The sequence below is a fragment of the Amycolatopsis sp. NPDC004368 genome, assembly GCF_053602515.1.
The window spans coordinates 43163-59504 of sequence record NZ_JBSGDT010000020.1 but is presented as its reverse complement, the minus strand read 5'-3'; the positions used below and the strand labels follow the sequence as shown (position 1 = coordinate 59504).

At 69.9% G+C, this 16342-nt stretch carries 15 protein-coding genes; 4 read left to right on the top strand and 11 right to left on the bottom strand.

Annotated features, from left to right (window positions below):
- Positions 1 to 53: 53 nt before the first annotated feature.
- The gene (locus ACWEOE_RS25635) at positions 54 to 1100 is read right to left on the bottom strand and encodes a PAS domain-containing protein (protein WP_452013231.1); all 1047 of its coding nucleotides are present in this window, start codon (positions 1098 to 1100) and stop codon (positions 54 to 56) included.
- A 139-nt stretch (positions 1101 to 1239) separates the two neighbouring features.
- Positions 1240 to 2199, bottom strand: coding sequence for an alpha/beta hydrolase (locus tag ACWEOE_RS25630; protein WP_452013228.1), 960 nt, complete (start codon positions 2197 to 2199; stop codon positions 1240 to 1242).
- A 195-nt stretch (positions 2200 to 2394) separates the two neighbouring features.
- Here ACWEOE_RS25630 and ACWEOE_RS25625 point away from each other — a divergent pair, with 195 nt between their 5' ends.
- Together ACWEOE_RS25625 and ACWEOE_RS25620 are read left to right on the top strand one after the other, a co-directional pair.
- Entirely contained in the window at positions 2395 to 3417 is a 1023-nt protein-coding gene (locus ACWEOE_RS25625; RefSeq protein ID WP_452013224.1) for an NADPH:quinone reductase, read from the top strand.
- 158 nt (positions 3418 to 3575) lie between these two features.
- The gene (locus ACWEOE_RS25620) at positions 3576 to 4019 is read left to right on the top strand and encodes a DoxX family protein (protein ID WP_452013221.1); all 444 of its coding nucleotides are present in this window, start codon (positions 3576 to 3578) and stop codon (positions 4017 to 4019) included.
- Positions 4020 to 4047: 28 nt separating this feature from the next.
- Here ACWEOE_RS25620 and groL read toward each other — a convergent pair whose 3' ends face one another.
- The 9 genes from groL to ACWEOE_RS25575 form a co-directional block, all read right to left on the bottom strand.
- Positions 4048 to 5739 (bottom strand): chaperonin GroEL, encoded by a 1692-nt coding sequence (groL, locus tag ACWEOE_RS25615; RefSeq protein WP_452013219.1) that lies wholly within the window; start codon positions 5737 to 5739, stop codon positions 4048 to 4050.
- Between the two features lie 30 nt (positions 5740 to 5769).
- Positions 5770 to 6795, bottom strand: a complete 1026-nt coding sequence (locus ACWEOE_RS25610) for an NAD(P)-dependent alcohol dehydrogenase (RefSeq protein ID WP_452013217.1) — start codon at positions 6793 to 6795, stop codon at positions 5770 to 5772.
- Positions 6792 to 7541 (bottom strand): iron-sulfur cluster assembly protein, encoded by a 750-nt coding sequence (locus tag ACWEOE_RS25605; protein ID WP_452013214.1) that lies wholly within the window; start codon positions 7539 to 7541, stop codon positions 6792 to 6794. The genes ACWEOE_RS25610 and ACWEOE_RS25605 overlap by 4 nt, the downstream gene beginning before the upstream one ends.
- On the bottom strand, positions 7538 to 8575 hold the full coding sequence (locus ACWEOE_RS25600; protein ID WP_452013211.1) for an amidohydrolase family protein: 1038 nt from the start codon (positions 8573 to 8575) through the stop codon (positions 7538 to 7540). The genes ACWEOE_RS25605 and ACWEOE_RS25600 overlap by 4 nt, the downstream gene beginning before the upstream one ends.
- Before the next feature lie 52 nt (positions 8576 to 8627).
- The gene (gene mimD / locus ACWEOE_RS25595; protein WP_452013209.1) at positions 8628 to 8999 is read right to left on the bottom strand and encodes a propane 2-monooxygenase effector subunit MimD; all 372 of its coding nucleotides are present in this window, start codon (positions 8997 to 8999) and stop codon (positions 8628 to 8630) included.
- Entirely contained in the window at positions 8996 to 10165 is a 1170-nt protein-coding gene (locus tag ACWEOE_RS25590; RefSeq protein ID WP_452013207.1) for a toluene hydroxylase, read from the bottom strand. Before ACWEOE_RS25590 ends, mimD begins: the two co-directional genes overlap by 4 nt.
- 76 nt (positions 10166 to 10241) lie before the next feature.
- Positions 10242 to 11291 carry an FAD-binding oxidoreductase gene (locus ACWEOE_RS25585; protein WP_452013205.1) on the bottom strand — a complete coding sequence of 350 codons (1050 nt, stop codon included), beginning with the start codon at positions 11289 to 11291 and terminating at the stop codon, positions 10242 to 10244.
- A gap of 116 nt (positions 11292 to 11407) precedes the next feature.
- A complete protein-coding gene (locus tag ACWEOE_RS25580; protein WP_452013202.1) occupies positions 11408 to 13060 on the bottom strand; it encodes a methane monooxygenase in 1653 nt (550 codons plus the stop codon).
- A 168-nt stretch (positions 13061 to 13228) separates the two neighbouring features.
- Entirely contained in the window at positions 13229 to 13468 is a 240-nt protein-coding gene (locus ACWEOE_RS25575; RefSeq protein WP_452013199.1) for a hypothetical protein, read from the bottom strand.
- 160 nt (positions 13469 to 13628) lie between these two features.
- Here ACWEOE_RS25575 and ACWEOE_RS25570 point away from each other — a divergent pair, with 160 nt between their 5' ends.
- Positions 13629 to 15464, top strand: a complete 1836-nt coding sequence (locus ACWEOE_RS25570; RefSeq protein WP_452013197.1) for a sigma-54-dependent Fis family transcriptional regulator — start codon at positions 13629 to 13631, stop codon at positions 15462 to 15464.
- 94 nt (positions 15465 to 15558) lie between these two features.
- Complete coding sequence (locus tag ACWEOE_RS25565; RefSeq protein WP_452013195.1) at positions 15559 to 16341, top strand: esterase/lipase family protein; 783 nt, start codon at positions 15559 to 15561, stop codon at positions 16339 to 16341.
- Position 16342 lies beyond the last annotated feature (1 nt).

Here is a 16342-nt window from a genome sequence, read left to right as displayed (position 1 = left end):
CGTCCCCGGGCCACCTGCTTCCCCGCCATGGGGGTGTCCCCACAGTTCGGTGCTCACAGGGGGAATTCGGCCCGCAGCGTCGTGCCGCCGCCGGCCGGCGAGGACAGGGTGAACCGGCCGTCGAGGGCGTCGACGCGGTCGGCCAGCCCGGCGAGGCCGGAACCGGTGCCGCCCGCGACGGCGCCGCCGACACCGTCGTCGCGCACCTCGACCTCCAGCCGCGGCCCGCTCGCCGCCACGGTGACCGTGACCCGCGACGCGCGGGAGTGCTTGACCGCGTTCGTGAGGGCCTCGGCGGCGAAGAAGTACGCGCACGCCTCGACCCCTTCGGGCAGGTCGACGTCGACCTGCCCGGTCACCGTCACCGGCAGGGCCGCCCGCGCGGCGAGGGACTCGACGGCGAACCGGAGCCCGCGCGAGGTCAGCACGGCCGGGTGGATCCCGGCGGCGAGCTCGCGCAGCTCGGTGATGGCCGCGTGCGTGTGCTGCACCGCCTCTTCGAGCAGCGCGGGCACCCGGTCCGGCGCCACGGCCAGCTCTTCACGGGCGAGCTGCAGGTCGATGAGCAGGGCGACGAGCCGTTGCTGGGCGCCGTCGTGCAGGTCGCGGGCCAGCTGGCGCCGCGCCGCAGTCGCGCTCTCGACGATGCGCCGGCCGGTGGCGCGCGACTCCGCGGTGCGGATCCGCGCCGCGTCGCGCTCGCGTACCGCCTGCTCGGCTTCGCGGCGTGAAGTGGTGTCCTCGAACGCGAGCACGGCGCCGCGGCCGCCGGGCAGGTCCAGTGGCGCCGACCACCAGGCGATCGGGAACCGCGAGCCGTCGCGGCGGAAGAACCAGTCCTCGTCGCTGTGCACGGTTTCCCCGGCTTGGCGCGACCGCAGCATCGGGCACTCCGACGCCGGGAACGGCGAACCGTCCGGGTAGTGGTGGTGCACGGTCTGGTGGCTGGGCCGGCCGAGCAGCTCGGCCAGGTCGTCGTAGCCGAGCACGGAAACGGCCGCGGGGTTGGCGAACACGATCGCGCCGTCGTGGTCGATCACCCAGACCGGTTGCGGGACGGTGTGCAGGATCAGCTCCAGGTCCTCACGGGGAGAGTCCATGGCAGCCTCCGGACGGTCCCACCCACCGTACCCGGGAAGCCGTCCGGAAATCCCGCGAGCCGCGGGCCGGCCATGACGGGGGGATGGCCGGCCCGCGGGTGCCGCCCGTGTGCGGGGAGGGGGGCGGCGGCACGCCCTGTCAGTGCAGGGCCCCTCGAAGGACCGCGATCGCTTGCGCAGTGGCGGCCTTCGCCGCGTGCGTGTCCCGGACCGGGTCGAGCATCATGAAGTCGTGGAGGATGCCGTCGTAGCGCACCGTCGTCACGGCCACGCCCGCCTGACGCAGCTTCGCCGCGTACGCCTCGCCTTCGTCGCGGAGCACGTCGTACTCGTCCACGATCAGGAAGGCCGGCGGCAGCCCGGCGAGCTGTTCGAGGCTCGCCTGCAGCGGTGACGCGGTGATCCGCTTGCGCTCGGCGACGTCGGGCAGGTAGGCGTCCCAGAACCATTCCATCGCCTTCGCGGTGAGGAACGGGCCGTGGGCGAACAGGTGGTAGGACGTGGTGTCCATGCCCGCGTCGGTGACCGGGTAGTACATCGAGTGCTGCACGAAGGTGACGTCGCCGCGTTCCTTGGCCATCAGCGCGAGCGCGGCGGTCATGTTCCCGCCCACGGAGTCGCCCGCGACGGCCATGCGCGAGGCGTCGAGCCCCTTGGCCGCGCCCTCACGGCCGACCCACTGCGCGGTGGCGTAGGCCTGCTCGATCGCCACGGGGTAGCGCGCCTCCGGCGAGCGGGTGTACTCGACGAACACCACCGCGGCGCCGACGCCGGTCGCGAGCTCGCGCACGAGCCGGTCGTGGGTGCCGGCGTTGCCGAGGATCCAGCCGCCGCCGTGCACGTAGAGGACCACCGGCAGCGTGCCCGTGGTGCCCGCGGGTTTCACGATCCGCACCGGCACGTCACCGACGTCGGCGGCCACCGTGATCCACTCGTCGTCGACGGCGGGTTTGGTCACGTCGCCGGACTGCAGGTCGTCGAGCACCTTGCGGGCAGCCTCGGTACCGATCTCGTAGAGGAACGGCGGGTTCGCCGTGGCTTCGGCCAGCTCCTGAGCCGCCGCTTCGAGGATCACGTCCGGCTTTTCGTTCGCGGCCACGGGCTTCTCCTTCGGCTGGGTTTCTGCGGATTGGGTTTCTGCGGCTGGGTTTCCGTGTCTGGGGTTCGTGCGTCCAGCCTGACGCGCCGGGCGCCGCGGAGCCATCGAGCAGTCACCAGAACCGCGTGGTCACCGGTGTGGGGTAAACCCCACGGGGTGTGGAATAGGGGCGCGCGGCGGTGCCTTGCACGAGACATGAGAGCAGTCAGCTACACCCGCCACGGCGGACCCGAAGTGTTGTCGCTGACCGAGCGGGACGTCCCTTCCCCGGGCGCCGGCGAGGTGCGCGTGCGGATCGTCGTGTCGGCGGTGAACCCCACGGACTGGAAGTCCCGGCGCGGCCCCGGCTCGCCGGAGGGTGCGGCCGTGCCCAACCAGGACGGCGCGGGAGTCGTCGACGCCGTCGGGCCGGACGTCACGGACTTCGCCGCGGGTGACCGCGTGTGGGTGCTGCTGGCGGCCGCCCACTCCCCCGGGTCGGGCACGGCGCAGGAGTACACCGTGCTGCCCGCCTCGCGGCTGGTGCACCTGCCCGACGCCGTCGGCTTCGACGCGGCCGCCGCGTTCGCCATCCCCGCGCTCACGGCCCACCGTGCCCTGACGGTCGCCGAGGACGGCCCCACCCGCCTCTCGCCGGGTGCCCTGGCCGGCCGCACCGTGCTGGTCACGGGCGGCGCCGGAGCCGTCGGCAACGCCACCACCCAGCTCGCCCGCTGGGCCGGCGCCACGGTGATCACGACCGTGAGCACCCCGGCGAAGGCCGATCTCGCCCGCGCGGCCGGCGCACACCACGTCGTGCTCTACACCTCGGCCGACGTCGCCGCCGAGATCCGCGCGATCGCCCCCGACGGCGTCGACCTGATCGTCGAGGTCGCCGCCGGGGTGAACGCCGGGCTGCACGCCGACGTCCTGCGCACCCGCGGCACCGTCGCGGTGTATGGCGACGACCGCGGCACCGGCACGATCACCCTCGAGTTCGGGCGCAACCTGTGGCTCAACTCGCGCTACCAGTTCCTGGTCCTCTACACCGTCGGTCTGGACCGCCTGCGCGCCGCCGCGGCCGACGTCACCACCGCCCTGCTCGACGGTGCCCTGCGCCTGGGCGAGGACCGCGGCCTGCCCGTCCACCGCTACCCCCTGGCCGAGACCGCGCAGGCGCACGAAGCCTCGGAGAACGGCGCGACGGGCAAGATCCTGATCGACGTGACACCGGCCTAGTCCGGGCTGCCCAACCCGGCAGGCCCCACTTTCGCAGGTACCGCCCCGTCGTCACAGCCGGTATACCTGGTCACACGCACCGAGAGGTCTGGACCATTACGGCAGCCGACCGGGGCGTGGCCCGGCCGCGCCCCGGCACCGTCCTTTGTGGAGGTACCATGCGCCGGCTGGACGCGATCCGTGAGCACGCGATCGGGATTTTCCGGATCGTGGTGGGGTTTCTCTTCGCCTGTCACGGGGTCAAAACGCTCTTCGGGCTGCTCGGCGCCCACGAACCGGCGCCGGTCGGGACCTGGCCGGGGTGGTGGGCGGCGCTGATCCAGCTCGTCGCGGGGACGTGTGTGTGCCTGGGCATCGGCACGCGGGCGGCCGCGTTGCTCGGGTCGGGGTCGATGGCGTTCGCCTACTTCACCGTGCACGCGCCCAACGACGTGCTGCCGATCCGCAACGGCGGTGAACAGGCCGCGCTGTTCTGCTGGACGCTGCTGGTCCTCGCCTTCACCGGGCCTGGCCGGTTCTCGCTCACCGGAGCGATCGCGGCCGTGCGCGGCACCACCAACCCCGCGAAACGGGAAGGCCCCCGCGCGCCCGTACGGGGGTGAGGCGCGCGGGGGCCGAGTCGGACCCGGATCAGCCGACCGACGGCCCCATCCCGAGCGACTGCGGAGTGCTCGCGTCGGGCGAGGGCTGGTGCAGGCCCTCGTCCAGCGGTCCGAATTCCGTCATCAACGCCGCGCTGCCGCCCCACGGGGTCTGCTCCTCGGCGATCAGCGAGTTCGTGGTGAGCAGCAACCCGGCCACCGACGCGCCGTTCTGCAACGCCGAACGGCACACCCGCAGCGGGTCGATGATCCCGAGCTCGACCAGGTCGCCGAAGCGGCCCACCAGTGCGTCGAACCCTTCGTCGTCCCCGAGTTTCCGGGTCTGCGCCACGATCTCCTCGGCCCCGTACCCGGCGTTGCTGGCGATCAGCATCGCCGGTGCGCTCAGCGCGCGCCGCACGATGTCGGCGCCGATGGCGTAGTCGCCTTCGAGGTCGAGGCCCTCCAGCACCTTCTCCGCGTGCAGCAGGGTCGCGCCGCCGCCGGCGACCACGCCCTCCGCGATCGCGGCGCGGGTGGCCGAGAGCGCGTCCTCCACGCGGTGCTGCAGCTCCTTCAGCTCGGCCGGTGTCGCGGCGCCGACGCGGATCACCGCAACCTTGCCGGTCAGGGCCCCGATCCGCTCGGTCAGCACGTCCTCATCCACGCCGAACTGCGCGCGGTCGCGCTCGGCGCGAAGCTGGTTCACCCGGAACTCGATCGCTTCGGCCGACCCCGCGCCGCCGACGATCTGCGTCGCGTTCTCGGTGACCCGCACCTGCTTCGCGCGGCCGAGGTGCTCGAGCTTCATCGTCTCCAGCGTGAAGCCCGCGTGCCGCGACAGCACGGCCCCGCCGACCACGGCCGCGAGGTCCTCGAGCTTGTGCAGGCGCCGGTCGCCGAAGCCGGGCGCGCGGATCGCCACGGCCTGGAACGTGCGGTTCACGTGGTTGTGCACGAGCATCGACAGCGCCGTGCCCTCCACGTTCTCCGCGATCAGCACGAGCGGGCGCGGATTGCGCATCACCTTGTCCAGCACCGGCATCAGCTGCTGCACGTTGCTGATCTTCTCGCTGCACATGAGGATGTACGGGTCGTCGAGCACCGCTTCCAGGCGCCCGGGATCCGTGACGAGGTACGGCGAGAGGTACCCGTTGTCGAACTCGAAGCCCTCCACGAACTCCACCGACATGCCGATGCGCGGCGACTCCTCGATCGTGACGACGCCGGTCTCCCCCACCGTGTGCAGCGCCTTGGCGATCACCGCGCCGACCGCGCCGTCGTCGTTCGCGGAGATCGCGGCCACCCGCTGGTAGTCCTCTTCGGACTTCACCGGGTGGGCCATGGTCTCCAGGTGCTCGACGAGCCGGCCCACCGCCGCGTCGATCCCGCGCTTGACGAGCACGGGGTTGCCGCCCTGAGCGATCGCCGCCATGCCCTCGCTCACGATCGCCTGCGCGATCACGGTGGCGGTGGTGGTGCCGTCGCCCACGACGTCGTTGGTCTTGATCGCGGCTTCCTTCACCAGCTGCGCGCCCATGTTCTCGAACTGGTTGCGCAGGTGGACCTCGCGCGCGATGGTCACGCCGTCGTTGGTGACCACGGGCGAACCGGTGATCTTCTCGATGATCACGTTGCGGCCCTTGGGGCCCAGTGTCGACTTCACGGCCTCCGCGAGTTTGTCCACCCCCGCCACCAGCAGGTCGCGGGCTTCCGAGCCGAAGCGAAGTTCCTTGGCCATGCTGCTCCTCCTGTGTGTGGGACCGGGTGGCTAGGGGACGAGGATGGCGCGGCCCCGCACGCGGCCGGCGTCGAGATCGGCCAGCGCGTCGAGTGCCGCGTCGAGCGGGTACTGCCTGGTGTGCAAGGTGACCTTGCCCGCCTGCGCGAGCACCATCAGCTCCACGAGGTCGTTGTAGGTGCCCACCAGGTTGCCCACGATGTTGCGTTCCGTGGAGATGATGTCGATGGTCGGGACGTCGATGTTGCTGCCGTACCCGATCACGAAGTGCGACCCGGCGCGCCGGGTCATGGCGAACGCCTCCTGCTGCGCACCCTGCTCGGCGACGAAGTCCAGCACCACCTCGGCACCGTGGCCGCCGGTGAGGTCGAGGACCGCGTCGACGTGGGTGCCGTCGGCGACCACGGTGTGGTCGGCCCCGAGCTCCGCGGCGAGCTTGAGCGCCTCGACGTTGCGGTCCACGACCACCACCGTCGTCGCGGTCAGCGCCCGCAGCGACTGGATGCCGATGTGCCCGAGCCCGCCCGCGCCGTTGACGACGCACACCGTGCCCGGCGGCAGCAGCGGCACCGCCTTGCGCACGGCGTGGTAGGCGGTGATGCCGGCGTCGGCCAGCGCCGCGACGTCCTCCGGGCGGGTGTCCGGGTCGAGCTTGATGCACGCCCGAGCCGAGGTGAGCAGGTACTCGGCCATCCCGCCGTCGGTGTCGATGCCGGGGAAGGCGTTGTTCTCGCAGTGCATGTCGTTGCCGGCGCGGCAGGCGTGGCACAGCCCGCACGTGGGCGTCGGGTGCAGGATCACGGTGTCACCGACGGCCACGTTGGTGACCGCCGAGCCGATCTCGTGCACCCAGCCCGCGTTCTCGTGCCCGATCGTGTAAGGCAGCGCGACGCCGGACTTCGCGGCCCACTGCTCCTCGATGATGTGCAGGTCCGTGCGGCACACGCCGGCCCCGCCGATCTTCACCACCACGTCGAGCGGCCCGGTCGCCTTGGGCTCCGGCACCTGCTCGATCACGGGCTGCTGGTGGTACGCGTGCAACCGGACCGCCTTCATGGCGTCTCCTCCGTATCGGGATTGTCGGTGGCCTCCGGGTAACGGGCGCGCAGCATCCCGCGGCACACCCCCGAGTTGGCGTCCTGGCTCACGCGCGTGAGCCGCGCGACCCCCAGGTGCCGGGGCACGTCCGCCGCCGCCACGGCCTCGCCCGTGACCGGGTCCAGCACGAGCGGATCGGCGTCCGCGCCGGGCAGGCCCAGCTCACGCCGGCGCTCGCGCAGCCGTTCGCGGTCCGGCGTGGCCGGCGCGTCGGCGAGCGTGAGCCCCGCCAGGTCCTCGCGCGCGATCCCGGCCGCGACCATCGACCGGCACACGCGGTCGGTGCCGGCGAGCACGGCCTTGCGCAGGAAGTCGGCCCGCAGGCTGTCGAGCTCGTCGGCCGCCTCCTCGCCGAACGACCCGACGAACCCGGCCCGCGCGGCCACCCCGCGGTTGATCACGTCGGCGGCGAAGTGGTCCTTCAGCCGTACCACGGCGCGGGCCACGCCGGGAACGGCCGACACCGCGTCGTAGGAGTCGGCCACCATCAGGAACGCGAAGTTCGGCGCGCAGAAGTACGTCGGCAGGCACAGCTCGACGACCGCCTCGCCGTCCGGGTCCACTGTGGAGCTCGCCACGAAACCCAGGTCGGTGAGCGGCCGGTCGAGCTCGGGGTCGCGCACGGTCCCCAGCGCCGACCAGACCGCCGCGGTGACCGCGGCGGTCTGGTCGGTGCGCACGCCGGCGGAACCGGGCGCCGTCACGGCGACGGAACCCCTACCGCCTCGACGGTCTTGGGTGCCTTGAGGTCGAGCCCCTCGGGCACGTCGAGGCCGTACAGGCGGGCCGCGTTGAGACCGAGGATCTTCTTCTTGGTCTCGACCGTGAGCTTCTGGTAGTCGGCGAACTCCTCGCCGTCGGGCATCTGCCAGTCGACGAAGCCTTCCACCTGCCACTTGGGTTCCCAGATGGCGTAGTCGGCGCCGAAGATCATCTTGTCCTCACCGACCCAGAACAGCAGCTCTCCCATCACCTTCGCGAAGAACCGCGGCCGGGCGTGCATGAGCCCGCCGACGACCACCGACAAGCCGGCGTAGACGTTGGGCTCCTGCGTGGCCATGAAGCAGAAGTCCTCGATCCGCGGCAGGCCCACGTGCTCGACGATGAAGTTGAGCCCCGGGAAGTTCGTGGCCGCGTAGTCCACGTCCCGCACGTCGAACGCGTCCTTGTCCAGGGGCCAGATCGTCGGTCCCTTGTGGACGTGGATGTTCTTCACGCCGAGCTCCTGGCACTTCTCCAGGTAGCGCGCCGCCTCCGGGTCTTTGAGACTCCAGCCGCGCGAGTCGCCGTGCCACTCGGCGGTGTAGAGCTTCGCGCCCGTGCAGCCGTAGCGCTTCACGCGTTCTTCCAGCGCCTTCAGCCCGGGCTCGCCGTCACGCGGGTCCCAGTTCGTGTTGACCACGAACCGGCCCGGGTACTTCTCGGCGAGCGCGGCGTTGGCCTCGGTGGTGTTGAACCCTTCGCGGTACCACTGCCGCAGGTTGGTGGGCTGGAAGATGGCGACGTCGACGTGGCCCGCGTCGAACAGGTCGTACATCATCGTTTCTTCGTCGTACTTCTGGAACTTCTCGATCGGCCAGTGGGTCTCCTTCGGGCCGAGGCTCTGGTAGGCGTGGAAGCACTCGATCCAACCCTTGGCGTACTCCTCCTGCCCCGAAACCCAGTTGGCGGGGCTGGCATCCCAGAAGTGGGTGTGCCCGTCGACCACGAAGTACTTCTCGCCGTCCTTTTCGTACACGATGCTCCTCCCGGATTGAATCGGGTGCTTCTCCGCTTTGTTCCGGCTGGTGCTACTTGCGCGCCACGAGGTCGAAGTCGAGGTACTCGGCCGCTTCCTCGGGGTTGGCGAACATGATCGTGCGGTCGTCGAGGTGGACCATGCGCCCGTAGTGGGTGGACATGCTCTCCTCGAACTCCGCCGAGTCGAACCAGCCCTCCTCTTCGCCCGCGGCGTCGTCGACGTCCGCGTACACGACGTCCATGCGGCCCTTGGCGTCCACGCGGATCATCGAGGGCAGCGGTGTGACGGTGACGTTTTCGAGCTTGCCGACGACCTCGGCGATGATCGCGCCGACCTGGTTGTTCATCAGGGTGAAGCCGCACATGTTCGACGCGGTGTTGTCGGACTTGAACGGGCTTTCCGCGGTTTTGAAGACAGTCACTGGCTCAGCTCCTTCGGTGCCTGCAGGCCCAGCTCGGACAGGATGCCGCCGAAGCGGCTCTTGGCGCGGTCGAGGCCGTCTTCGAACCGCATGGGCTTCGCGTCGGGCTGCGACCACAGCGGCTGCAGGGTCCGGGCCGCCGAAAGGCACTTCGGCACCCACGCCGACAGCCACTTGTCCATCAGACCGCGGTTGTGGTCGGCGAACTCGCTGTCGTTGATCAACAGCTCGAACATCGCCTTGGTGTAGCGCAGGTCGCGTTCGGAGAAGTCGAACTCCTCGGCGCCGATCAGCGTCGGGGTCACGAAGTCGCCGTTCGCCGGCGCCGCCTGCTGCACGAGCCGGCTGCGGAACAGCTCGCCCACCAGCGGCTCGAACACGATGTTCGCGGCGAAGACCGCCTCACACCAGTCCCAGATCTCCGTGAGCGCCTCGGCAGTGTCCCGCACGCCCTGCCACGCGGGGTCCTCGTTCCACGTGGTGAGGTGCGCGGTGCCGTCGAAGCCCTCGATCTCCTCGGACAGCGTGAGGTTGTACAGCGCGAGGTCCTGCGCCGCGCGGATGCGGTGCATGCTGTTCACGGAGATCGCGTTGTTGTGCATGTTGGTGGGAGCGCGCCGGTTGGCGTTGGCGAACAGGTACAGCCCGAGGCCGTGGTCCACGTGCATCCACGCGCCCACGTGCTGCGAGACGAAGCTGATCCAGTTGGGGTTCCACTGCTCGAACGCCTTCGACTGGCGGGCCGCCTCGATGTTCTGGTTGAGCTGGCGCACCACGTTGGCGTTGTAGCGGTAGAGGGTGAGCTCCCACTCCTCGTTGGGGTCGCGGAACTCGTGCCAGCCGTGGGCGGGCCACGGGTAGCCCTGGCCGCCGGATCCGGGGCTGCGCACGGGCTCGGGGCGGTCGGAGCCCCACGCCTTGAGCGCGGTCCACTCGAGCGGGTAACCGCCCTTGCCGTCGGCGAAGCCGTACAACCAGCCCTGGCTCAGGTAGTGCCGCGGGTCGGGCTGCACCTCGACGGTGACGTCTTCGTAGTGGCTCTGCTTGCGCTTCTTCGGCGTGAAGTAGTTGTAATGCCGCAGCTCCGAGTCGGGAAACTCGCGGGCACCCGCCTCGGCGTCGGTGAAGACGGGCTTGGGCACACTGCGTTCTGCCGTCGATGTCATCGGTATCTTTCCTTCGCGTCGGACACGGGTCTCGTCGATACCCCGATTTCTCGGTGTTCCTGCGGCGCGGGCGCGATCACGTCTCGTCCGCGTCACCGGTGGTGGTGAACTTGTCGTAGAAGATCCGCTTCTCCGGCACGCCGAGCGCCGGCAGCAGTTCCAGGGCCGCCTCCACCATGGGTGGCGGCCCGCACACGTAGACGTCGGCCCGGTCCAGGTTCGTCTCGAGCCGCCGCACGACCTCGGTGATCAAACCGGTCTCGCCGGACCAGGCTTCACCGTCTTCCGGTTCAGACAGCGCCGGCACGAACCGGAACCCCGGGATCTTGTCCTCCAACGCCGTGAGCTCGGCCTCGAAGCACAGGTCCCTCTTGCGGCGGGCGCCGTAGTAGTAGGTCGCCTTCCGCTCGATGCCGCGCTCGGCCATGGACCGCAGCAACGAGAGGATGGGCGCCATGCCGGCGCCGCCCCCGAGGAACACCAGATCCCGCTCGGGCGCGTCCCGCAGGGTGAAGACCCCGAACGGGCCCTGGACGTGGAGCCGGTCCCCGACCGACACCGCGGTGTCCAGCAGGTGCGAGAACAACCCGTCCGGGTAGATCCTGATCACGAACTCCAACAGGCCGGAGTCCCGGCCCGGGGTGTTCGCCATCGAGAACGACCGGGTGGCCTCGTGTCCCGGTACCGCGAAGTCGAGGTACTGGCCGGGGAAGAACTTGAACGAGTCGGCGTCCACGAGTTTCACGACGAGCCGGCGGAGGTCGTGGGTGATCTCCTCGAGCGAGACCACTTCCGCGACCGCCTCCTGGATCGGCAGTCCTGAGTGGATCATCTCCTCGTCGTAGTTGAGCAGTTCGATCGTCAGGTCCTCGTACGCGTGCGCCCGGCAGAGCAGGGTGAAACCCTCCTCCTTCTCGAAGTCGGGCAACGCGAACGTGGAATACCGGTCGTGGTCGACGTCGTCGCCGTCGAGGATGAACGACTTGCAGGAGGCGCACTGCCCCTCCTTGCACCCGTGCATGAGCATGACGCCCTGCTCGGCAGCCGCACGCAGGATGTTCTGGTCCTCGTCGACCTCGATCTCGATGCCGACCGGTTCGAAGCGGACGTGGTGCTTGTTTCCCATCGCTTCCCTGCCTGAACGCCGGAGTTCCACACGCATCCCGGGGCGCCGCCGTCGGCGACCGGGGCCGCCGTGAAGGCGGCACCCGATCGCCGGCGGAGGCCGGTCATCTCATCCGGTCAGGACGCGGCCCTTGCGGGACGTCCGGCCGGACCCTGACGGTTGTAGTCGTCCTGGAACGCGGCCCGCTGCTCGGCGGTCATCTCGTTGAGCAGCACGTTCGGGCTCTGCAGCGGCGGGCACCGGCGCAGGTGGTCCAGCGTCCACATCTTCTTCGGGTCGAGGTCGAGGTGCGGCTGGGCGACCAGGGTCTTGCCGTCGTCGCGGACGAAGCCCATGTCGGACACCACGTCGGCCCAGTTCCAGCCGTGGTAGAGCGTCTCCCACTCGCGGGAACCGATGAGCTGGCCCATGTTCGGGGTCTCGCGACCCTGGTACGTGGGCCGGAACGCCTCGACGTCGGTCCACCGGCAGGCTTCGTGGCAGTACGTGCGCCACTGCCCGTCGACCTCCGCCATGACCATGTCCTCACGCACGAGGCACGGGACCATGCAGGTCCAGCACCGGTGCGGGTAGACGTAGTCGACGTCTTCCAGCGCGATCGGGTTGTGCCCGTTGGGCACGGACAGGCGGCTGTAGTTCTCCCACCACTTGCCGTACTTGTCGTACCAGCCCGGGTACTTGTACTCGAACCACTCGAAGTCCTCGTCCGTCATCGGGTCGATGCGCCAGTAGTTGGCGAGCCACCCGGTGGCGAAGAACTGCGCGACCTCGTGCACGTAGCCCTTGTCCCAGATCTGCTTCCACGCTTCTTCGATCAAGTCGTGCGGAATGACCAGACCGTACTTCTCGAGCGGGACGAGATAGCTGCGGTAGTAGTCGTCGTAGATCCACCGGCGCCACATCTCCGCGTAGCTTTCCCGGTCCTTGCGGCGGTCCTTAGTGCCGTACTCGATGAAGGTGCCGATGGCCGCGTCGACCACCCGGTGGTTGTTCCACCACGCGTAACGCAGGTCGCGTTCGAGCAGCTGGTGGTTGCTTTCATCGGAAAGTGCCATCAACAGCGTGGCGTAGCCGTTGCTGATGTGGCGGGACTCGTCGGACTGCACGGAGTGGAACACCGTCGGCAGCAGGTAGTCGCCGTTCGCCGCGGCCTCCGCGGGCATGGCGACGAACAGCGTGTTGGTGAACGCCGTCTCGGCCACGATCGTGAGGTAGATGCTCGCCGCGGTGATGGCGTCACCGGTGATGAAGCCTTCGGCGAACTGCCGGCCGATCGTGCCGCAGTAGTCCGACTGGAAGTTGCGCAGGCTCGAGTTGAAGCCGGCCGGGTCGATGTAGTTGTTCATGTAGAGGCGCTTCAGGTTCTGCTGGATCGTCGAGTGGCGGACCTCGTCGATCATCTGAATCGCCTGGCCGTTGTGCAATTCCGGGTTCGGCACCGTGCGGAACAACAGCGGCATCGCCCGCGCCGCCGAGATCTCCGGCAACGGGATGATGGACAGGAACAGCTTCTGCCACTCCAACCACCGTTCCTGGACCTGCCGGAACATGTTTCCCCGGATGGCGCCGTCCTCGGCCCCGTAAACGCGGTGGTCCTTTTCCTCCTGCATGGGGAAGTAGGAACGGAGCACCTGCTTGAGCGGGTCCTTCTTCTTGGCCTTCTGGAACGTGTAATCGGTTCCGTAGTGCGACACCGGCTGGTGGTACACCGGTTCCCACGACAGCTCCTGGATCTTCTGGTGGGCTTTCGCCACGCTCTGGCGGCTCATGGTTTCTCCTTACCCGTCGCGCCACGACGGCTGCTGCTGGCTCGCCCTACCCGTACCTCGGTACCCGGTTCACCCGGTGCGGACGGGGGCGTCAAGTCCTGCGAACACGATTAAGGGGGCGGCCCGCCGAACCGCGAGTCTCAATACGAGACAAGCCGCGGAGATTTTTCAGCGGTCCTCCATCATCGCGGCCCTCAGCTCGGCCAGCTTCGACTCCTTCTCGTGCTGAACCCGCACGTCACCCTCGGCCGTGGGGGTGATCCCCAGCGCACGCAGCAGATCCGCGGCCGGGTCACCGGGCGGACCGCCGGTGCCCAGCGTCGGGTGCAGCCCGATGTCCACGAGGTGGCGGAACACCAGGTCGACAACCGTCCACGGGTTGTACGTTTCCTCGGGTTGTTCATCCATTCGGGTCCTCCTGAGCTGCTCGTCCGGACTTCCCCATGAGAACCCCGCGCGCGCGAGGAGCGCGTCTCAACGTGAGACCTGCGCTGGACACGTGTCCTAAGCTGGGCACGACCCGGTCCGCGACACAACGGCGTGGCAGCGACAGGAGGTCGAGTCTGCGGTGAAGAGTCCACCCGCCCGCCAAGTTGGCCCCCCTCCGACCTCGGTCCTCCCGGACGAAGACGGTCTGGCCAGGACCCGGATCCGGTTCCTCACGTCGGAAACCGTTGAGCCGGACCAAGTCCGCGAGGCGATCCTCGCTTCATGGTGGCGGTCCCGGCACTTCCGCGTGCCCGCGGACCGCATCGACCTGCCCTACCTCGGCGAGGTCAACCTCGACACTCCCCTGATCCACAGCGCGAAACTTGTCATGCAACGGCTCGGCGACCAGCTGGACGGACAGCCGATCAGCATGATCCTCGCCGACCCGACGGGCACGGTGCTGAGCCAGCGCACCGGCGACACCGACCTGCACCGCCACCTCGAGCGCGTGGAACTCGTCCCCGGGTTCAGCTACGGCGAGAAGTTCGTGGGCACCAACGGCATCGGTACCGCGCTCGAGGACGACCAGCCGACGCACGTGTTCGGCCACGAGCACTACGCCGAGCACCTGGAGAACCTCGCGTGCGCGGGTGTGCCGATCCACCACCCGATCTCCGGGAAGATGATCGGCGCGATCGACCTCACGTGCTGGCGCAAGGACGCGGGCGGGCTGTTGATCGCGCTCGCGCGCAGCACGGCCGAGCAGATCCAGCAGGCGCTGCTCACGCACAGCAACCTGCGCGAGCTGATCCTCTTCCAGTCCTACCTGCAGGCCTGCCGGCGCACGACCGGGATCGTGATGGCGTTCAACGACGACATCGTGATGATGAACGACAGCGCGCGCCAACTGCTCAACTCCGCCGACCAGTCGATCCTGCTCGGGCACGCGGCGCAGGCGCTGTCGGAGTACCGGCGCAACACCGCGACCGTCACGCTTTCGGGCGGGGGCAAGGTCAAGATGCACTGCCGGCGCGTGCCCGGCCAGCACGAGGACGACGTGGTCGGCGGCGTGCTGTCGGTGAAGCTGATCGTGTCGGAGGCGGAGGCGAGCGGCGTGCCCGTGCCGATGCTGCCGATGTTCCTGCCCGGCCTGGTCGGTTCGGCTCCGTCGTGGCTGCGCTGCACGCACGACGTCGACGCCGGCTACAGCCGCGGCGAGTGGCTCGTGCTCGCGGGTGAGCCGGGCACCGGAAAGCTGAGCCTGGCCAAGGGTGTGCACCAACGGCGCAATCCGACCGGTCGGCTGCACACGCTCGACGCGCGGGACGCGGCGCAGGAGAGCTGGCTGTGCGACCTGCGGCGCGACCTGATCGACGACCCCGTGGACACGCTCGTGGTGCAGCACCTGGAGGCGTTGCGCGGTGAGCCGCTCAAGGCGTTCTCGGGGCTGCTCGAAGAGGTCCGCACCGCCTACGGCGCCAACGCGCCGTGGGTCGCGGTCACCCTGGCGCCCGAGGCCGAGACGACACCGGATCTGGCCGAGCCGCTGGCGTTCTTCCCGCGCACCGTGACCGTGCCGCCGCTGCGCCGCCACATCGACGACCTGACCGAGCTCGTGCCGTTCTTCCTGGCGAAGCTCTCGCGTGGCAGCCGCCTGTCGTGCTCGCCGACAGCACTGCACCTGCTGATGCGGGCCGACTGGCCGGAGAACACCGAGCAGCTCTACCAGGTGCTCAAGAAGGTGGCGCAGCACCGGCGGCTCGGTGCGATCCAGCCGAGCGACCTGCCGGCCGAGTACCAGGCCATCGCGAAACGGCCGTTGAAGGGACTGGAGTCGATCGAGCGGGACGCGATCGTGCGCAGCCTCGAGGAAGCACACGGCAACAAACCGCGCGCGGCGCAGCTGCTCGGCATCTCGCGGGCGACGATCTACCGCAAGATCCACGAGTACGGCATCGTGACGCCGGACCACTGAGCTCACCGCGGTCCCGCACGTGCTGGCTCATCATGGGGGCATGCGGTGGCCGGGTGTGCGAGGGGTGGGTTTTCGAACGCTGGGTTTTCGGAGGTTGAGCCCGCGGCGGCGCCTGCTCGCCGCGGGCGTGGCCCTGGTGGTCGTGGCCGGTGCGGTCACCGCGGCGGTGTCGCTGTCCGGCGGGTCGTCCGCCGTGCCGCGCGACGGGAGCCCGGCCCAGGACACGCCGGGACCGGTGCTGCTCGTGCCCGGCTACGGCGGCGGGCGCGGCGCGCTCCAGCAGCTGGCCGACCGCGTGCACCAGGCCACGGGCCGGGACACCGAGGTGCTCACCCTCGCCGGCGACGGCACCGGCGACCTGCTGCAACAGGTCGACGTCCTGGCCGCGGCGGTCGAACGCGCGTACGCCGACGGCGCCCCTTCGGTGGACGTGATCGGCTACTCGGCGGGCGGGGTCGTCGCGCGGCTGTGGGTCGCGCGCGAGGGCGGCGAGCACCAGGCCCGGCGCGTGATCACGCTCGGCGCACCGATGCACGGCACCACGCTCGCCACGGCCGGTGGCGTGCTCGCACCGGGCGCCTGCCCCACGGCGTGCCGGCAGCTCACCCCCGGCAGCGCCCTGCTTCGCGAGCTGCCGCCGATCCCGGCCGGGCTGCCGTGGCTCTCGGTGTGGACGAGCCTGGACCGGACCGTGACGCCGCCGGAGTCGGCGCGGCTCGACGGCGCGGTGAACGTGGCGCTGCAACAGGTGTGCCCCGCCGATACCGCCGCGCACGGCGACCTGCCGACGGACCCGGCCGTGACCGGTCTCGTGCTCGGCGCGCTCGGCACGGCGCCGTTGAGCGCGCCCACCTCGTGCTCGGCCCTGCGCTCATGAC